This window comes from Paenibacillus sp. NPDC058174, from assembly GCF_042883865.1.
In the GTDB taxonomy this organism is placed as follows: domain Bacteria; phylum Bacillota; class Bacilli; order Paenibacillales; family Paenibacillaceae; genus Pristimantibacillus.
Genome location: NZ_JBHVUY010000004.1, coordinates 394794 through 413810, shown reverse-complemented (window position 1 = coordinate 413810; position 19017 = coordinate 394794). Strand labels below are relative to the sequence as shown.

The window sequence follows — 19017 nt, the reverse complement described above, 5'->3', positions numbered from 1 at the left end:
TCGCTCGGAAGCCTGCATCCCATTTGCTCCACTTCCATTGCCATTTGGGATGAAGGTTCAATGAGGCTTCGCAAGGGCACTTCTTGTTCCTGCTCCGGCTGGTCGATCGGATAAATTCTGGCTGTCTCATTCTCCTCATTCACATGCTGAATATAAATCTGAACCCCATCGTATTCCACGTTCTCCATAATTGGCGACGCAGCAATTTCCTGTGCCCGCTGGATATTCATCTTATAATCCTCCTCCAATGCTGTTAATTGCCAATTACATTTTGTGCGCTAGAGGAAAGGTCTATACAGGGATTTATAAATATTCTTAGATAATTTAATGATTTTCTAATTTCACTAGTGTAATAAACATATTTTATATTCTTTTCAGTATCAATTGGATAAAAATATTTAATATGATAATATATTCAAAGCCATATATAAATTCATAGCACAGATAAACCTAATTACCCAATATATTTATTTTGAGGAGAAAAACTTGGATGAATAAGCTATTGAAACGGCTGATTGGTGCAACAGCCGCTATTGTTCTGCTTCTGAGCGTTATACCTTCCGCTCCTGCACGTGCGGAGCAGCAGATAGAACCAGCGATCGTTACAGACTATGAGATTCAACTCATTGGCGACAAGTCAACTTGGAATGCTTACCCTATAGTAAAAATCGGGAAAACCAATTACGCGGACGGTTACACTCGTACATCGGATGAGTATGCTTTTCCCGGCTTGAAGTTCAAGATGCCAAGCGTCGCCGGCCAGAATAGCAGCGACAGCTACAAGAGTAATGGGGACAAATTTATATGGAGCGCTTGGGTTTTAGACGAATATTATCAGAATGGCGATCATCTTTATATTCATATCTCTTATCCGGCAGGCGACAAGCAGCATGATCAACTGTTTGATTTTAATAGTAAAAATAAAACGATGAAGCTAGTTAAAAAGATGGTCAGCAGCGGCCAAAGCTATAACATACAGGTTTACCCGCAAGCCGAAATGTTTTCTGTCAAAACGGCGAGAGTATTAAACAAATTTGATATTTACAATATAAATACCGGGAAGCTGATTACGACTGCAGACTACGCCTTCCAGCCGTATCCTCTAGTAAGCGGGGGCACAGGGACGAACTTCAATCGAAAGCCTGCGAGCAATTCGCTCATTATTAACACCTATACGAATAACGAACTCAACAATTATGAATTGCTTCCTAATGGCAGCAAAAAACAGATTGAATATAAGCAGTCGAATTTTTTGGATGCAACAACGGGGTGGACCAATAAAGTTGGCACTATTGTTTATGGCAGTTATTACGATAAGGCAAGCAAAACTTGGTTGATTGGATACAAGACGAAATCAAGCAGCAGCTACAAGCCGCTGACTAAGAAAGGTACCGAGTCTCGGGTAGAATTTTCACCGAATTTGAAGTATATGCTGATTACCGAGTTTAAAAAAGATGCGAAAACCGGGAAACGAACAAATGAGTATCTAACCACTATTATCGATGGGCAGACGGGAAAAGTGCTGCGAACCCTTGCAGCCTACAATCGTAAATATGTTCATTTCACTTATAATTGGAAGTACGGAGATGAACTGGTAGAGCTTAGTTTCAATAGCTATGCGAGGGACGGCTATTTAAACCTTTCCACTGGCCTTTTTGTCAGCAAGTATCGAGAGTGGACAGACACATACGGCTCCTATTCGGGAGACTTCAGTAAGCTGCTGTCACCTGAACGAAGTCCTGAAATACTAGTGAATAATACGCTGCATGTGAATCTTTCAGCTCCAGGCGTATTTTTGGCCGATAATTATTTATGGTATGTAAGCGTCAGTGACTTTGCATCGAAGATCGGTGCTTCTGTGACGGTTTCGGATAAAAAGGTTATTGTGAAGCTGGACAATAAAGAGTTTACGGCAGATCCCAAGACAGTGATCACCTTCCGTAACCGCATGTATATCCCGATGCAGGATTTCCGCAAGCTGGGGTTGAAGCTGCAGCTAAACGGCGAAGAACATGTGAAACGTTATATGTATGATACAGCTTAAACAATATAGAAGATATGAAATAAACCTCATATTCCCTCTAATTTACGATGGTTAGAATAAAATCAAAGGCTGTTTAGACTCTGGAAAACAGAGCCTGAACAGCCTTTGTATAGTCTTGTGAAAGGTTAACCGTACTAAAGAACTCCAACTAGGCTGGCTTCGTTCGATCAGTCTTTCGAATCGCCGCTTTCCTTCGCTCCGCGTCCGAAATTCTCCTGATAGTAGCTTGGAGTGCAGCCCGCGTACTTCTTGAATATCGCGATAAAATATTTATAATCCTTGTAGCCTACGTCCGCCGCAATCGCATATACCTTCTCATCGCTGCGCTGCAGCAGCTCCATCGCCTTCTGAATACGGTAGCGATTCAGGAAATCGTTGAACGTGTAAGTCGTTTCACTCTTGAACTTTTGGTTCAAATACGTCGCACTGACCTCCAGCTTCTCCACCAAATCCTTAATGCCGATCTTTTCAGCATAGTGCTCCTGCACATATTGAATCATCTTCGATACGTATCGGGACGACTTCCCAGGCAGCTTAACGACCGAGGCCTGCAGCGATTCTCCGGAACCATTCCCTGCCGTCTTCATCGCCGCATATTGGCGCTTCATCTCCACCTGGCTCTTGGCGCGGTTCAAGGCTGCGAGCAGTTGCTCCTGCTCAAGCGGCTTAAGCAAATATTCCGTAACGCCCAGCCGGATGGCTTCTTTGGCGAGCCGGAACTCATCGTAGCCGGAGAGAATGATATAACTGCAATTGGCCTCATCTACGCTTCGCTCGATCATCGTAATTCCGTCCATCAATGGCATATTGACATCTACAATGACGACGTCCGGCCGCAAAGCTTGAATCTGACGAAGACCATCTTCGCCGTTCTCCGCTTCACCTACTACGATGCAGTCTGCCCCCACCCAGTCGAAGGTGAACCGCAGACCTTTGCGTATCATCTCCTCATCTTCCACCAGCAGCACCTTGAACATCCGCATCCTCCTTCAGATAAGGCAATACAAAAGTAACCGTCGTCCCTTCCCCTTCAACGCTGTCAATCTGAATACCGTAACGCTCTCCATACATGAGGACAAGCCTGCGATGCAGGTTATGCAAGCCGATATGTGGCGCGCGGTTATCCTGTGAGAGCATGATCGCACGCACTTCCTCCAGCCGTTCCATATTCATTCCGCCGCCATCGTCCTTGACCTCAATAATAAGATCGGCAGCTTTCACATAGCCAACCACCGTAATGGCAACAGACTGGCGCTGGCGATAACCATATTTGATCGCATTCTCAATGACGGGCTGCAGCATCAGTCTCGGAACGAGAGCAGCCTTAGCCGCTTCTCCTACCTTCTCCTGGTACCGAAGCCTGTCTTTAAATCTCATTTGCTGCAGCTTCATGTAGCCCGCGATATATTCCAGATCATTGCCAAGGACGACTTGGTCCCGTTCATTGCCAATGCTGTAGCGCAAGTGCCGGGAGAGCGTCAATACGATATCCTGAGCGAGCTTGTCGTCTACGACGATCGCATACCGCAGCATCTCCAGCACATTAAATATAAAATGCGGATGGAATTGCGACTGCAGATGCTTCACCTCGATAACCCTGCGCAAATCGGAAAGCTCTTCGTTCTTTGCTACAAGCTCATTCAAGCGACGCAGCATCAAATTGTACTGATTCGCAAGCGTCTCGAATTCGTCGCCTGTTCCGATATAGACATACGATTCCATATTGCCCGACTGCAGCTCCCTGACGGCAAAGGTCAGCTTGTCCATTGCGCGCGATTGGCGATTGGCGATAATCCGGGACGAATACCGGATCAATATCCATAGCAGCAGGCTGGCAAGGGCAAAAAATACGGCCAGCGATAAATAAGCAGCATGATTCCATTGCGCTGCGCTTAACGTGTATATTTTCCACTGGGAGGCAGGCACGTAGGTTTCCTTGCTATAGTATCGCCCTTTGTCGATCCACACATAGCCCTTCGAATCTCTAGCCAGGCTATACTTGTTCATCAGTCCGCGCGTCAGATTGTTCGTCGTAGCGATAATGTTATGATAAGAATCGGTGACGACTGCGATTTCATTATTTTGTACAAAGATCAGCTTCTGAAAGTCCTCTTCATACAGCTGATAAATCAGATAGCCGACTATAGCTTCGCCATGCCGGATCTCTTTGGCGAAGGTATAGGCCGTATAACGGTCATGAGAGAAGCGGAGATGGTTCGTCTCGGCCAGCGTAGACAAGCCTTGCCGGTACATTCTCCGGGCGATGGATTGCACCGCAAGATCTGTTGCATCGGAGCTATAATTGGCTGAGGATGCGAGCATATTCCCGTCCGTACCAACGATATGCATAATACTTTTTACCCGCTGCCGGTTGTTGAAGTCGTAGAACCGTTCGAACACCTCCGGGCCGTTGCGGCGCGACTCCACGAAGGAAATAATGGTGCCCAGCTCAGCAGCCACGTTCATCTCCCCAAGATAGGAAGCATAGACCTCCTCCACAGCCGTCTTGATCTTCTTGCCCGCATCCGTCGTCTGGCCGATCAGCAGCAGTCGTGAGTTAATCATCATAAATAATAGAAACAATACGAATAAAATCGATATCGGCACAAGGGTATGAAGCAGGAACATCCGGCGCAGCGAATCTTTGAAACTCCCTTTAGCCATCCCGTCTCCCCCTTCATGTGTTCTATTATCTTAGCCGACATTGCGGAATTGTGAAACAGCATCCTTTCGCCAAATGGACAAAAGGCCGGAACCCGCTTGCGCGAGCCCGGTCTGGACTTACATTGTCACTTCTTTTTTGCCTGACAGCTTGAAGAACAACAGCAAGGACAGGACAGTAATGGCCGTCAGCAATGTCGATAAGGCAGCCGCTACGCCGTAATTGCCGCGTACGACCTCCGTATAAACTGCAACGGTCATCGTCCGGGTGTTTCCGGTATACAAAATGATGGAGGTACTCAACTCCGTTATAATGCTGATCCAGCTAATGATCGCGCCAGCGAAGACGCCGGATATCATCATTGGAACCGTAATTTTGAAAAAGGTCCGCATTGTCGAAGCCCCCAGGCTGATCGCCGCCTCTTCGATGCTGTCATTCACCTGATGAAGGACGGCTGCGCTCGACCGGATCGTATAAGGCAAACGCCGGATGACAAACGCCGCGATTAGAATAACGGCCGTTCCGCTCAGTACAAGCGGCTGCTTGTTGAACGTAACCAACAGCGCGATGCCAAGGATGGAGCCCGGTACAATATAAGGAAGCATCGTGAACGTATCCAGCAGATTGGCAACGGCTCCTTTGCGCTTAACCGTAACGTAAGCGATCAGCACAGCAGCCAGCGTAATGATGACAATCGTAATACCGGCCATGATAAAGGTGTTATAGATGGAATCGCCCACCTTCGCGAATGCCGCACGATAGCTGTCCAAGGAGTAACCGTCGACGAAGATTTTACCCGACGTTTTCTGGAAGGACGTATACGCTACATACGCTTGCGGCATCATCGCCAGTATCGTGAACAGATAGACGTACACATGCGCTGCCACATTAGCGATACCCTTCAGCTTCTTAGGCTCGATTGGATTCAGAGCACTCATGCTGTAAGACTTGCGGTTCGCAACAAACTTCTGCAGCAGGAATACAGCAGTAGCGAACAGAACGACAATAACGCTGATCGCCGCGGCAAAGCCATCGTCGCCGCCAACCTCGCTAATAAATTCGTTGAAAATCAATACAGGTACCGTACGGAAGCCCTCACCGATCAGCATCGGCGTACCGAAATCCGCGAACGCCCGCATAAAGACGAGCAGGCCGCCTGCCAGCAGCGTTGGCGTAATCAATGGCACGAGAATCTTCCACATTTTGCGAAGACCGGTGCAGTTCATGCTTTCCGCAGCTTCCATAAGGGAGTTATCGACATTTTTCAGCGCTCCCGATACATACATGAAGATCAGCGGCGACAACTGCAGTGTCAGTACGAGCAAAATGCCGGAGAAGCCGTAAATATCAGGCATACGGAATCCAAATACATCAAAAACGAAGTTGGTAATAACGCCGTTGCGCCCGAGCAGCAGGATCCAGGCATACGCTCCGATAAACGGAGCCGACATGGACGAAATTAATATGAGAATGCGCACCGTTCCGCTGCCCTTGATTTTGGCAATGGTCATAATATAAGCAAGAGGGCCGGCCACCAGCATCGAAAGCACTGTGACACTTACCGTTACCTTTATACTGTTCCAAACGGCGTTCATATAGTAGGCTTTGCTAAAAAATTTAGTGAAATAAGCCAAGGAAAAATCGCCTGTTGTACCGTCAAAAAAGCTTTTAATTAACAGCATGAATAATGGCAATGCCAGAAAAATCATATAGCCTGCAAAAATAATAAACGTAATCAGCGACCAGATATCCCACCGTTTCATGCGGCCGGTCATAGCCCCGTCCCCCGATTCAAATTGCGCTCCCCGGAAGCGTCATACACATTAATAGTTTCCGAAAGGATAGCCAGACGAACCGTCTGTCCTATATTCACCTCATTATTAGCGGCCGATTGCTGAATAACTTCAACTTCCTGCCCATTGTCGAGCTGTACGACGAGATGTGTATTCAAGCCCAAGAAGACATTATTAACAACTTTACCCGCCAGCCCTCTGCCGTCCTCGGACAGTACAAACTCCTCCGGCCGGACAGAAATTCGGACCGCAACTGATTCTCCCGGCTTCACTTGCGCTTGCAGCGCCAGCATTGGCAGCGAATAATCGCGGCCGACCACTACGGAGGCTGCGCCATCCGCTCCGATCTCCAGCTTGGCGTCGATGACGTTCGTTCTTCCAATGAAGGTCGCAACGAATAAATTGGCAGGGCGCTGATAAATATCTCTTGGTGTGCCAACCTGCTGAATAACGCCTAATTTCATAACCGCGATGCGATCGGATACAGCCATCGCTTCTTCCTGATCATGCGTGACATAGACCGTTGTGATTCCTACTTCTCGTTGAATGGACTTAATCGCATTACGCATATCGACGCGAAGCTGCGCGTCCAGATTGGAGAGCGGTTCGTCCATCAGCAGTACGTCCGGATTAATGACGATAGCTCTTGCAAGCGCCACCCGCTGCTGCTGTCCGCCCGACAGATTTTTGGGCATTCTGTCTTTGTATATATCGATCTTGACCGTATTTAAAATTTCGCTGACTCTCCGCTGCTGATCCGATTTGCTCACCTTGCGGTTTTGCAGCCCGAACGCAACGTTCTCCGATACGTTTAGATGTGGAAAGATCGCATAGTTTTGAAACACCATGCCGATATTCCGCTTCCCTGGCGGGACGTCGTTCATTACTTTCTCATTAAAGGCTAGCGCTCCGCCTTCTATACTGTTAAAACCAGCCACCATACGCAACAACGTTGTTTTCCCGCAGCCCGAAGGACCCAGAAGGGTGAAAAACTCACCCTTCTGAATATCCAAGGAAAGCTCGGGGATAACCGTAGTGTCGCCATATTTTTTCACGATTTCTTGGAAGGATATCGCAACGCTCATGATGTACACCCGCTTTCTGATTAATCGATCATCTTCATTATTACTTCGCGATTTTTGTGAACAGGTCCGTGTAACGCTCTACGATGGCCGGTTTATTGGCTGCTACGTAAGCTACATCTTCTTGAATCACATTGATTTTATCGATTGGCGTCATGAAGTCTCCGATTGCAGCGTCCTTGCGGAGCGGACGATTTGTCGTTTCCTGTCCTAACGCATCTTGACCTTCTTTGGAGATGAGGAAGTCGATGAATTTCTTCGCATTCTCCTGGTTTTTGGAGCCTTTAACGATTCCCGCAACGGCATCCAGAAATACTGCGCCTTCCTTCGGATACACAACCTTCACGGGAGCGCCGTCCTTCACGTAGCTGACTGCCGGATCTTCATAGGTCAAGGCTACGACATATTCACCGTCGGCAACGCTCTTATGCGCTTTGCTGGAGCCGCCTGCAATTTTACCATCCAAATTCTCGAGCAGCTTGGCAACATAGTCCCAGCCTGCATCGGAGTCATAGTCTCCGCCCATTGCTTTGAGCATGTTCGTCAATTGTGCAAACGCCGAGCTGGAGTTGGCAGGGTCAGCCATTGCGATCTTGCCTTTCAGCGCCGGATTAAGCAGATCCTCATAGCCGTTAATTTGAATGTCGCCAGCCAGATTGGTGTTTACCAGCAAGACGCTGCCGTCTGATACGTACGGAGTCATAAAGCCTGTCGTATTGGAGTGGCCATCTATCAAGTCTTTATCGTTGGGCGAAACGTACTTTTCGAACAGATCGGCATTATCGTGAAACAGAGCGAACGCTCCTCCGAACATAACGTCTGCATAAGGATTCGATTTTTCCGACTGGATACGCTTGATCAGCTCGCCGCTTCCCGCCGATACCAGCTCTACTGTAATACCTGTCTGTTTCTCGAAGGACGGAATAAGAGCATTGATCATTGCTTCGCTGTTCGGCGTATAAATAACCAGCTTATTCGAGCTGCCTGCTGTGTCCGATTTGCCTCCTCCACATGCCGCCAGTACAGCCACCAACATTGTAAGCATTATTAACGTACTCAACCACTTTTTCATAACCCCTTCACCCCTCATCTGAATGTAACTTTATTTTATCAGTTTGTAAGCGCATTAAAATCCTATTATTCAACAGAATCATCTAAAATTCGCAACTAATTTACTCAACAAGTAACTATTCATAACATGAAGGTATCATTAAACCCATGAAAATCAGCGTTCTCTTGTCTATTATTTGTTAGCAAGCATGGAGGTAAACAAAAGAAAAAGCCAGGATCTTATGATCCGGGCTTAGTTCATGTAATTTTTTGTTATGTACTTATCCGCCGCTTATTTGAACGATATCTCTTGTTAATTACATTACGGACGATTCGCCTTGATTCTTGCGATCTCATCCTGCAGCCCTAAGCTTTCCATCTCGCTCAATATGGCTTTATCAATGCCGGATTCATGGTAAACGAACTGTTCCAGGTTTAAATGATAGTCCCGGAATAGCGCAAGCTTTGACGCATATGTAGCATTGTTCAAAAAGGTCTCCAATTCTCTCCTGCCAATATCCTCATCAAGCACAATTGTTGTATGCTGCCGCCCTGCATCCTCTGGATGCTCATTCAATATCCCTAGTTCATCTTGTGTCGGAACAATGATTCGCTCCTTTCGTTCGGCTCGCACTTTCTCCGAATACGTATATGGATCTTGAATGACAGGCGGATGCAGCCTTTCCTCCAGCCTTTCCCGCACTATCCGGCCGTTCTCTAAGTCCTCTTGCGTGCTTTCATATTCGGGTGCAGCGTTTTGTTCAAGATAATCTTGTTCATTCTGATATCCCATATAAAGCAAACTGGAATCGATCATGACAATACGAATAAATTCCCGGATGTTATTCGCAACGACTACAGCAGGCCGATCAAAATCCATAGGGGATACCAATACGATCGGTGCCTCCTCCAAATCTGTAACCATTCCGAAATCGGTCAAAAATCCGTAATGTGCCCCGTCCATCCCCGTCGAGCCGAACGCCACGACATCCATGGGCGTATTTAAATAGCCGCTATGTCCATCCATCGGATAGAAACCAAGTATATCGTCAGCACTTTTTCCTTCTTGCTCAAGCTCCCGATACAGCTCATTTAATGCTTGCAGCGTCGCAGACCGTCCGTACTTCCCGTAATTCACCTTTACACTCTCTTTATCCGATAGCTCTGATTCATCCTCATCGTACACATTCCATTCCTCATCATTATCATCTGTCTCTTCTGTAGAAATGTTAATTGTATGAGCATCTTCATCCCATGACACTTCAGTATCCGTAACCGACCCTAAATAATACATGGGTATATACAAGATGCCGTCCACGATCCGAAGATTTGACTCTTCCTTTAGGTGCAAATAGTGGGTTAAAGTAGCGTCCGGCGTGCGATAGGTAATCGTTATTTCTTCAGATGCCACCGCGAACTCCCAGCCCATTTGTTCTAGCGTATCCTTCATAGGCAAAAATCGCTTTCTCCCGTCTACGATAACCGGTTTGCTAGGCTTAATAAATTTGCCGTCAAATTTAATATGAATGGGCTGATCACCCGTCTTAATGTTTGTCATTTCAAAGTTTTGTTGTTCTCCATTGTAATAGATCTCTATAGAGCTTGGTTCTTTACTCATTAGAAAATTCGCAGCAAACCTATGCTCTACTTCATTATCATTATTGGCGTTGGCGTCATTAATGCGGATTTTCACACCCCCGTTAGCCTCGACTACTTTCATTTTAAATTTATTGTATAAGTTCTTATTATCATTTGGATTAAAGAATAACCAATACTCATATCTGGTTTCGCTATACTTTTCGTAGAGCAGGTGTATTCCTGTTTGTTCATTTAATTTAGCTTTCCAATTCGCAACGGTTACGTTCAATTGCTGGTCACTTTCGATTATCGTTGCTTTCACTTTGTTTTCACTTGAGTTTAAGAACATTGCTGCAGCAATACTAGACACAACTATAAAGAAAGCTGCTATTATGATTAGTTTCCTCAACGGGCCGTCTTCTTTCCCCCGCAATCGATGAGCAAGGCCTGCAGCGTGAATGCGCCCTTTCTCAGACTTCTTGCCCACCAATGCATAGGTAAAATGTAAACTATTTTAAAAAACAGGCGTCTGATTCAGTCTCAATTCCTCTTCATTTGTGAAGCCTTTATCCAGCGCCTCTTGCCGCAATGCCATGTAAAGCTCAGCCTTTGTAGCATTGATATAAGGAAGTACAAACAGGACACCAACGAATAGCGCAAGCGTGCCAAGTAAGATCCAGCCTAAAAAGCTTAAATCAATCACAAAGATATTAAATTTATGGCCCTTAGTCATCTGCCTGCTCAAATCTACCGCACGGCGATAGCCAATGTTCGGGTTATCCGCCAAAATGAACGGCACCTGGCTGTATGAGTAGGATTTGATGATACCCGGAATAACGAGGAGCAATGACCATAAGAAGGTCAGAAACGCACGCCAGAGCATCGTTTTCACAATATCCAAATATCTCTGTTTATTGAATGCATACATCAAATGATTAAGATTCACTTCCCGCTCTGCAGAGCCTTTGAAATAACGCATCGAGCCTGCCTCAAACGGAAAACCGAGGAAAATCCGAAAAGCAATGGCCAACAAAAAGATAACGATAAAAACGACAATGATAATAGCAAGAATCGGCCCGAGTATCGCCCACTCTATATCTCCGCCCATCCATTCGAAATCACGGGTGGAGCCCGATGATCCGAAGTTAAAGTTCGGAGGGCTGACGCTTCCGCCAAAAAATGCCAGTATAAAGCTGACTAAAAACGCCTTCCAATACGATGTCCGCAGCACCTCCTTTGCCCTCTTCTTCAACTCTTTACGATCCCACATTGACATCCCTCTCTCCTTATTACTTTGTTGTCCATCTTACAATAGATACCATAATTAATATAGTACTAGCATTCATAAATCATTCGTTTTATGTCAGCGAGAACTCCAAATCCGCCCCTATGTATTGCATGCAAGCTATAGGTTATATAGCCAATTTGGTATTGGATTGCAGCATTCATCACTGGTACATTAGTAGCAATATATAACCTATCTCATTGGAATAGTATGAATTTATAGGAAAGGAGTAGATCAAACGTTGCATGAGCTTGCTCCGATTTTGTCGATTGAAGGCGTCACCGTTGCCTTCAGAAGTCCCGGACAATCCGAGGACAGACTTGTCCTGAACCGTCTGCAGCTTTCCGTAGAGGCCGGGCAATTCATCTGCCTTCTTGGACCAAGCGGCTGCGGGAAGACGACGCTTCTCAATTGTGTGGCCGGCTTTCAGACTTATGCAGGCGATATTTACTTCAACGGCGCCCGGATCGAGAAGCCTGGGAAGGAACGCGGAGTCGTCTTTCAGGAATACGCTTTGTTTCCCTGGTTCACTGTTGAGCAAAATGTAGAATTCGGCCTGCGTGTGAATGGTGTGCCAGCAGCGGAACGCAAGGAACGAGCCCGGCATTATATTAGGATGGTGGGCCTTGCCGGCTTCGAGAAGCACTATCCGGGCAAGCTGTCAGGAGGCATGAAACAGCGCGCAGGACTCGCAAGAGTGCTCGCCAATGAGCCGGCCATGCTGCTGATGGATGAACCATTCGCGGCGCTTGACGAACAGACCCGCGAGAAGCTGCAGACGGAATTGCTGGGGCTCTGGGAGCAGCAGCGCAAAACCTGCCTGTTTGTCACTCACAGCATACAGGAAGCCGTTTACCTGGCCGATCGTGTAATCGTCCTGCAGCCGAACCCTGCACGCATCGCGCTCGACCTCCGAATTGACCTGCCAAGACTGCGGAACCGACATGATGAGAAGCTGCTTCAGTATCAAGCGCGAATAAGCGATATTTTGCGAGAAGGAGATACCCTCTATGGAGAACACCTTTCCATCATTACCGCATAAGGAGGTTCTCACGTCCCCGTCTCCGAAAAAGCGCTGGCAGCTCCCGCAAGGCAAAACGTGGACGCGTCTGTTCATCAAGCTATCCGGCATAGCTATACTGCTGCTAGCTTGGGGGCTTATCACCGGCCTTGGGTATGTTGTCCCGGCTCAGCTTCCCAGTCCGCTAGCGACGCTGCAAACGATGACGCACATGCTTCAGGACGGCTCGCTTATCCTCCATGCGATATCCAGCTTGAAGCGTGTCTTCTCCGGCTTTTTCGTTGCCTTTGCACTCGCGCTTCCGCTTGGACTGATGCTGGGCTCCTCCCGTTTGCTTCGGGATGCGATCAATCCTGTCCTAGAGCTGCTAAGGCCGATACCGCCGCTCGCCTTCATTTCGCTAGCTATTCTGTGGCTCGGAATCGATGAATGGTCGAAAATATCGATCATTATTTACGGCGCCTTCTTCCCGCTCCTCCTTAACATTACCGGAGGAATCAGTCAGGTTGATCCCGTACATATCCGGGCGGCACAATCACTTGGCGCCCGCAGAATTCATATTTTCTGCCATGTCACGCTTCGCGCCGCTATTCCGAACATGATGATCGGCATCCGCTCAGGAATGGGCATGGCCTTCATTTGCTTAGTCGGCTCCGAGCTGATCGCGGCGAACGAAGGCCTTGGCTTCCTCATTCAGGAAGGTCGGTACATGTTCAAAACCGATCAAGTGCTCGTGGGCATGATTACAATCGGCATCATCGGTTACTTTATCAATTTAGTCCTGACCACGCTGGAGAAAATTCTGCTGCGCTGGAAATAAATCATTTTTTTGGAGGCTATCGTTATGTCTATTATTCGTAAATCGCATTCTTCGCTTCTTATTTTCTTATTCATTGCACTCACTGTGCTGCTCGCAGCTTGCGGAGGCGGAAGCGGCAAGACGAATTCATCCCCATCGCCATCGCCATCGCCGACTGCCTCTCCTGCTCCTGCTGCGGAAGAAAAATCCGCCGCTACAGCCGCACCGACCGAACCGCCTAAGCCCGCTCTCGAAACGACCAGCCTGTCCATCGGTACAGCTCGTGATACGCAGCTGTCACCGCTCATCGTAATTGCGAACGAGGAAGGCTACTTTAAAGAAGAAGGTCTCGAGGTCAAAACCGAGCTGTTCGCGGCCGGCCCCGACGTCATCGCTGCTTTAGGCTCTAAGAGCATTCAGCTCGGCTCCTCCGGCGACATTCCGCCGATTATTGCCAAAGCGTCGGGTCTGCCGATTGAAATTATTGCCCAGCAGGCCGATATATCCGGTGTACAAACCTTAGTCGTCAATCCTGATAAAATCAAAACGCCAGCTGATCTGAACGGAAAGAAAATCGCCTTTGTACCAGGAACCGTATCTGAAGCTTTCTTCCTGCGCATCGCAGAGAAATACGGTCTTGATCTGAAATCGATCGAGTCGTTCAAGATCGGCCCGACGGAATTGCTGCCTGCCTTCCAGGCTGGCAATATCGATGCCTTTTCTATCTGGCAGCCCGTTGCTCTCAATGGTGTTAAGAAAGGCGGCGTTGCCCTCCTGACGGGCAAAGAATCACATGTTCCCGGCGAGGAAGGACCGCAGCAGCTCATTAGCTCCTACTCCATTCTGATTGCCCATAACGACTTTGCAGCCAAAAACCCGGAGACGGTAAAAGCGGTACTGCGGGCTTTGAACAAATCCGTCGCCTTTATTGAAGCCAATCCGGATGCGGCAGCCGAGCATATTGGCAAGACACTTGGACAAGACGCGGCCGATATCAAAACCTTAATCGCGCTCAACCATTACGCGCTTAATCTGACGCCGGAGCTGGTTACTGCACTGGAGAGCATCTCCAAGTTTTTGAAGGATAACGAGAAGATTAAAGAAGTGCCGGACTTCAAATCCTTCATCAATACCTCTTATCTGAAGGCCGTTACTCCAGAGCTGGTTACAATCCCTTAAATTAACGCTATAAAAAAAGTTCACCGCAGCCTTATCGGCAGTGGTGAACTTTTTTTGCTTGCCTATCGCTTAGCTTATGCCGGATCTACCACTTCCGGAGACACTCCTGCGAAGGTATAGAAGCTGGCATCAAACGGCGTTGGCCCGCCCGTCGTTACAAATCTGGCCGCTCCTTCGCCTGTGTACAAGTTGCGCGTACCATGGAAGATCCCCTGCGGCACATAGAGCAAATCGCCAGCTTCGAACGGCAGCCATTCCCCGTTCAAGTGAATTTCGCCTTTGCCTTCCACACCGATGAACAGCTCGCTGGAATGCGGGTGCTGATGAACGGCGAAGCTTTGTCCCGGCTCCTGAATACCGCAGTGCAGCGATAACCTGGCGCTGCCTGTGCCCGGCCAGAACAGGAAGTTCATATTCGCCGGATTCTCAATCGTCTGCGACGGATCATTGCCCGTAAAACCTTTCAACTGAGTCTCGTCGTTGTACAGATGGTTGAAAAGCCTCGGCTTGGATGCGATTGGCGAGCCTTCAGGCAGCACCGTCTGCCAAATGTACACTGTAACTTCCTCGTCTTGATCGGCCTTTACTTCATAATCGGAGCCGGACGGCGCGTACAAGGCGGAAACTGGCTCCAGAGCGCTCGTTGCATCTCCGACACGTGCACTGCCCTTCCCTTTCCATATAACCCCTACCACTTCTTGAGCTTTCCCTTTCTCACAGCTGGTCCAAGTGCCGCCTGGTTTAATCCGGACGACCAGCCCTTTGACCAGCACCGCTCCCTTCTCTTCATTCACAGGGATGGCGACCAGCAGATCACCGCGGTCCTCCCAGTTCAATTCCGAATACCTAATTACCGCACCGGATGTTAATGAATTTGCTGCAGTTGTCATCGTTACTCCTCCTCTTGAAAATAGTTATATAGGATGGGGCGGCAGGCGGGATCACCCCATCTGCCACCCCACTGCTCCCGCTCTTGCCGGTATGCTCAGACCAGCATTCCATAAGGGCTTCCCGCCGTTTGTGCGAAGGCATTGGCCGTCTCTCTCCGCAGGGAAACAGGCTGACCAACTTCCTCGCCGAATTGCCCCCGATCGTAGACCACTTGCCCTCTTACAATCGTCACTACGGCTTCTCCTTCAAGCTCGGCCCCTTCATAAGCCGACCAGCCGCTGCCCGACAGCACATGCCCCTCAGTGAAGGTCCACTTCTTCTCGTCATCAATAAGGAGAAGGTCGGCATCCAGCCCGACTTCGATGCTTCCCTTCTGGTGATCAAGGCCGAAACGAGCCGCTGGCCCCGCAGCAAGCAATTGGGCCACCGCAAGAAGCCTCTCTTCTCTGCTTAATGAAGGGAGATACCGCTTCAATCCGGTTAGTAGTACAGGCAGCAACTCCTGAACACCCGGCAAGCCCGGCGGCGCATCATGGAAATCAAAGCTTTTCTCCGCTTTGGAATGGGGTGCATGATCACTGCCGACTGACGCAAGCGTGCCGCGGGCAATTGACTGCCAGAGCCGATCCCGGTCACGCGGCTCCCGGATAGCAGGACTTAGCTTGGCCCTCGTCCCGAGCTCCCGCGCACTTGCATGATCGAACCATAATTGATGGGCGGTCGTCTCGTATGTAACGGGATATCCCGCCTCCGCCGCCGCATCCAGCAGCTCCGCCTCCTCAGCTGACGATACATGCAGTATATGAACCGATGTGCCGTACTTGCGGACGAACCGGAGCGAGCGAGCAACGGCTGTTATCGCTCCAATCCGCGGATAGACCGATTCGTATTCCGTCAAATCGGAGGGCTCGCCGCGAGACTGGCGGAACAGCCGAAGCACAAAGTCATCCTCCGCATGCAGCGTCAGCGGAATTCCCTTATCCGCCGCCAGCCGGAAAATATAGTCAAGCTCCGCCTCGTCATCAATAATGTGCTTAGCAGTCCGGTGTCCGGTAAGGAACAGCTTAATGCTCGCCGCTTCTCCTCGTTCCAGCGTCTGAAGCGCCTCTGCCTTGCCCGGCACAACCCCGATATGAAAGCCGTAATCGACATAAGACTGACCTTGTACGAGAGCCGACTTTTGCCGCAGCTTATCTACGGTATCCGTGTACGGATTCGTATTGGGCATGTCCAGCACCGTCGTCACACCGCCCGCTGCAGCTGCCTTTGAGGCGGAGTGCCAGTTCTCCTTATGCTCATAACCCGGTGTCCGGAAATGAACATGCGAATCAATAAGCCCCGGCAGCACATACCGCCCCTCTGCGTCGATCGTGCGATCCGCCGCTGCTTCTTCGTCTTGCCGCAGCAGCTTTGCGATCTTTCCGTCCCGAATACCGATCTTGCCTTTCAAGATGCGGTCCCGGTAGACGATACGGGCATTGTCGATCACAAGATCAAATGCAGCCCCGCTCATGAAATCAGCTCCCTTCCAATAATTTCACGAGCCAGCCGGTTTACCGGCCCCATTAGCGAAACAGCCCTTGCATCACGCAGCAGGCGTTCGATTTTTTTGCCGCGCACATATCCGGAGCCGCCAATGATCTGCTGAGCCTCGCGGACAATATTTTCGCTGGATTCCGAAGCGAAGATTTTGGACTGGTAGGCAATCTGGCTAAGCCGGTCGCCTCCCTCCTTTGCCCCAACCTTCTCAACCAGCGCGCGAACCGCTTCGAGCTGCATATGCAGCTCGGACAAGGCGGCCTGCAGTACCGGATTGCCCTGCTGCCCTCTGGCCTTCACTTGCTCCAGCGCCAGCTTGTAGGCCGCCTCGCTAATCCCGAGCGACACGGAGCCCAGCGTCAGCCCGCATTCGCGAATGCAGTTAATGACGGCCGGCGCTCCGCCAAGCGGGCCGATGACCTGCTCGCTTGCTACCTCGCACTGATGCAGATTAATAAACCCCGTCGAGGAGCCGCGCATACCGGATAGATTCGTATCGGCATTCGCGGTAATGCCCTGTGTAGTCTCTATTAGGAAAAAGGATTGCCCCGAATTGCCGTACAGCGAGCCGGAGTCGCCCGTACCCGTCTGGACAAGCACCAGATATAAATTAGCCAGTCCGGCCCCCGTCGTGAATGACTTCACGCCTCCAATTATCCAGTTGCCGTCTAGTGTGCGATCTGCAACTGTCGAAATATTCTGTTTATTTGCACCGGCACCTGTCTCTGACCAAGCCGATGCAGCCAGCCATTGCCCGTTTGCGAGCTTGGGCAAATATTCGGTTCGCTGCTTCACGCTGCCCCATTCCAATATGCGGGATACAACCGAGAAATGCTGAAAGACGATAATAGCGATTGATGGATCTACTTCCGCGATTGAGGCGATCAGCCTTCCGGCAAATAAAGAATCATAACCAAGACCGCCGTATTCCTCCGGCACCAGACTGCCCAACAGACCGGATGCCTTGAGCGCATCAAGCGACTCCTGCTGCGTCCGCCCCGTTTCATCAGCCAAAGCGGCGTAACGGTCCAGCTCTTCCAACAAAGACTCTATGCGTACACCTTGCGTTGCCACTCCCATTCGTATGCTCCTTTCTTAAACGGTAACGCCCCAAGCAGACGCACGTTTTTCTCCGAAATGCTGCTGTATAGCAAATGGTCGGATAGCTTGCCGCCCGTCGTAGCCGTCGAGATATAGGTGCTTCCGCCTTTCGTACTCACCCTCAGACGATAACCCGCGGCTAGCGTATCTCCGATCAGCCGATGAACGATAGTCCCTTCAATAGCAGCGGCTGCGCCAATGCAGGCTGCTCCAGTCAGCGCAATCGTCGGATGCCAGGACGGTATCGATACGCCCCTGAACGCGATCACACCCGGTTCATAGCTGGCAATAGCCGCTACCTTCGGAAAGACGCCATCCGGGTTCCACCCCAGCAGCTGCGCCGCAGAGCGGCGGATCGCTTGCAGACGCACCAGCGTGTCCTCTCCCGCCTCAAATAACGCTTGCTCCGAATGAATATCGAGCTCCGCGGCATTAACGAACACATACGGATTGCCGGAGGATGCGAGCGATACTTCATAGTCTCCATATTCCGTGGATAACCGGTTCGTTAATGCGCCGGATGGCAGCAGACTGGAGAGCGGCGTCTCACCGTCCACGATGAAATGCGCCGTGCAATTCATCCCGGAACGAACCGCATGGTCGACCTCGCAGACGAGGGAGTCGCCGACATTTTCCACGTATACACGTACGCGTAATCCCGGGCTTGCGCTTGGCAGCCAGCCCCACTTCATCGCGACCTGAATCGCAGCCAGGATGGAATGACCGCAGCTGCCCGAATAATCGAAAGTAACAGGATTGCCCGGTACCAGCTGGAAAAACAAATAGTTCAGGTCGTACATCGGATGCTTGGACGGACGCAGGACGACATATTTGGAGATCAGCCCGTAAGGCCGCTCTTCATCATCCAAGTTGTCGCTAATCTCCTTTAGAATTGGAATAATGGCTTCAGGCGAAGCAGGCAGCTCCGTTCCATCAATAATGATGGAGGATGACACACTCCCCTCAGCATGCGCCAAATACGTTTGCATCGGA

15 protein-coding genes and 1 pseudogene are annotated in these 19017 nt (G+C 49.5%); 4 read left to right on the top strand and 12 right to left on the bottom strand.

What is annotated here, in order from left to right; all coding sequences use genetic code 11:
• Positions 1-56 precede the first annotated feature (56 nt).
• Positions 57-230: pseudogene (locus tag ACFVVF_RS21055) on the bottom strand (small acid-soluble spore protein H); the annotation flags it as partial.
• Between the two features lie 260 nt (positions 231-490).
• Here ACFVVF_RS21055 and ACFVVF_RS21050 point away from each other — a divergent pair.
• Entirely contained in the window at positions 491-2044 is a 1554-nt protein-coding gene (locus ACFVVF_RS21050; protein WP_387813898.1) for a hypothetical protein, read from the top strand.
• Between the two features lie 167 nt (positions 2045-2211).
• Here the strand turns inward: ACFVVF_RS21050 and ACFVVF_RS21045 are convergent, their stop codons facing one another.
• The 7 genes from ACFVVF_RS21045 to ACFVVF_RS21015 form a co-directional block, all read right to left on the bottom strand.
• On the bottom strand, positions 2212-3021 hold the full coding sequence (locus ACFVVF_RS21045) for a response regulator transcription factor (RefSeq protein ID WP_387813896.1): 810 nt from the start codon (positions 3019-3021) through the stop codon (positions 2212-2214).
• A complete protein-coding gene (locus tag ACFVVF_RS21040) occupies positions 2993-4708 on the bottom strand; it encodes a sensor histidine kinase (RefSeq protein ID WP_387813894.1) in 1716 nt (571 codons plus the stop codon). Before ACFVVF_RS21040 ends, ACFVVF_RS21045 begins: the two co-directional genes overlap by 29 nt.
• Positions 4709-4825: 117 nt before the next feature.
• Positions 4826-6481, bottom strand: a complete 1656-nt coding sequence (locus ACFVVF_RS21035) for an ABC transporter permease (protein ID WP_387813892.1) — start codon at positions 6479-6481, stop codon at positions 4826-4828.
• Positions 6478-7584, bottom strand: coding sequence for an ABC transporter ATP-binding protein (locus tag ACFVVF_RS21030; RefSeq protein WP_387813890.1), 1107 nt, complete (start codon positions 7582-7584; stop codon positions 6478-6480). Before ACFVVF_RS21030 ends, ACFVVF_RS21035 begins: the two co-directional genes overlap by 4 nt.
• 40 nt (positions 7585-7624) lie before the next feature.
• Positions 7625-8653 carry an ABC transporter substrate-binding protein gene (locus ACFVVF_RS21025; RefSeq protein WP_387813888.1) on the bottom strand — a complete coding sequence of 343 codons (1029 nt, stop codon included), beginning with the start codon at positions 8651-8653 and terminating at the stop codon, positions 7625-7627.
• A 300-nt stretch (positions 8654-8953) separates the two neighbouring features.
• On the bottom strand, positions 8954-10351 hold the full coding sequence (locus ACFVVF_RS21020; protein ID WP_387813886.1) for a stalk domain-containing protein: 1398 nt from the start codon (positions 10349-10351) through the stop codon (positions 8954-8956).
• Positions 10352-10723: 372 nt separating this feature from the next.
• On the bottom strand, positions 10724-11479 hold the full coding sequence (locus ACFVVF_RS21015) for a DUF975 family protein (RefSeq protein WP_387813884.1): 756 nt from the start codon (positions 11477-11479) through the stop codon (positions 10724-10726).
• A gap of 256 nt (positions 11480-11735) precedes the next feature.
• Here ACFVVF_RS21015 and ACFVVF_RS21010 point away from each other — a divergent pair, with 256 nt between their 5' ends.
• Genes ACFVVF_RS21010 through ACFVVF_RS21000 form a run of 3 tightly spaced genes read left to right on the top strand, consistent with a single transcriptional unit; the run spans position 11736 to position 14493 of the window.
• Positions 11736-12536 carry an ABC transporter ATP-binding protein gene (locus ACFVVF_RS21010; protein WP_387813882.1) on the top strand — a complete coding sequence of 267 codons (801 nt, stop codon included), beginning with the start codon at positions 11736-11738 and terminating at the stop codon, positions 12534-12536.
• Positions 12505-13335: an ABC transporter permease gene (locus ACFVVF_RS21005; RefSeq protein ID WP_387813880.1), complete on the top strand. Its 831-nt coding sequence runs from the start codon at positions 12505-12507 to the stop codon at positions 13333-13335. The genes ACFVVF_RS21010 and ACFVVF_RS21005 overlap by 32 nt, the downstream gene beginning before the upstream one ends.
• A 24-nt stretch (positions 13336-13359) precedes the next feature.
• On the top strand, positions 13360-14493 hold the full coding sequence (locus tag ACFVVF_RS21000; protein WP_387813878.1) for an ABC transporter substrate-binding protein: 1134 nt from the start codon (positions 13360-13362) through the stop codon (positions 14491-14493).
• A 74-nt stretch (positions 14494-14567) separates the two neighbouring features.
• On the opposite strand, the gene ACFVVF_RS20995 is transcribed toward ACFVVF_RS21000, so the two are convergent.
• The 4 genes from ACFVVF_RS20995 to ACFVVF_RS20980 form a co-directional block, all read right to left on the bottom strand.
• The gene (locus ACFVVF_RS20995) at positions 14568-15383 is read right to left on the bottom strand and encodes a cupin domain-containing protein (protein ID WP_387813876.1); all 816 of its coding nucleotides are present in this window, start codon (positions 15381-15383) and stop codon (positions 14568-14570) included.
• A 95-nt stretch (positions 15384-15478) separates the two neighbouring features.
• On the bottom strand, positions 15479-16897 hold the full coding sequence (locus ACFVVF_RS20990) for a dihydroorotase (RefSeq protein WP_387813874.1): 1419 nt from the start codon (positions 16895-16897) through the stop codon (positions 15479-15481).
• A complete protein-coding gene (locus tag ACFVVF_RS20985) occupies positions 16894-18003 on the bottom strand; it encodes an acyl-CoA dehydrogenase family protein (protein WP_387813872.1) in 1110 nt (369 codons plus the stop codon). Before ACFVVF_RS20985 ends, ACFVVF_RS20990 begins: the two co-directional genes overlap by 4 nt.
• Positions 17973-19013 (bottom strand): PrpF domain-containing protein, encoded by a 1041-nt coding sequence (locus tag ACFVVF_RS20980; protein WP_387813870.1) that lies wholly within the window; start codon positions 19011-19013, stop codon positions 17973-17975. The genes ACFVVF_RS20985 and ACFVVF_RS20980 overlap by 31 nt, the downstream gene beginning before the upstream one ends.
• Positions 19014-19017 lie beyond the last annotated feature (4 nt).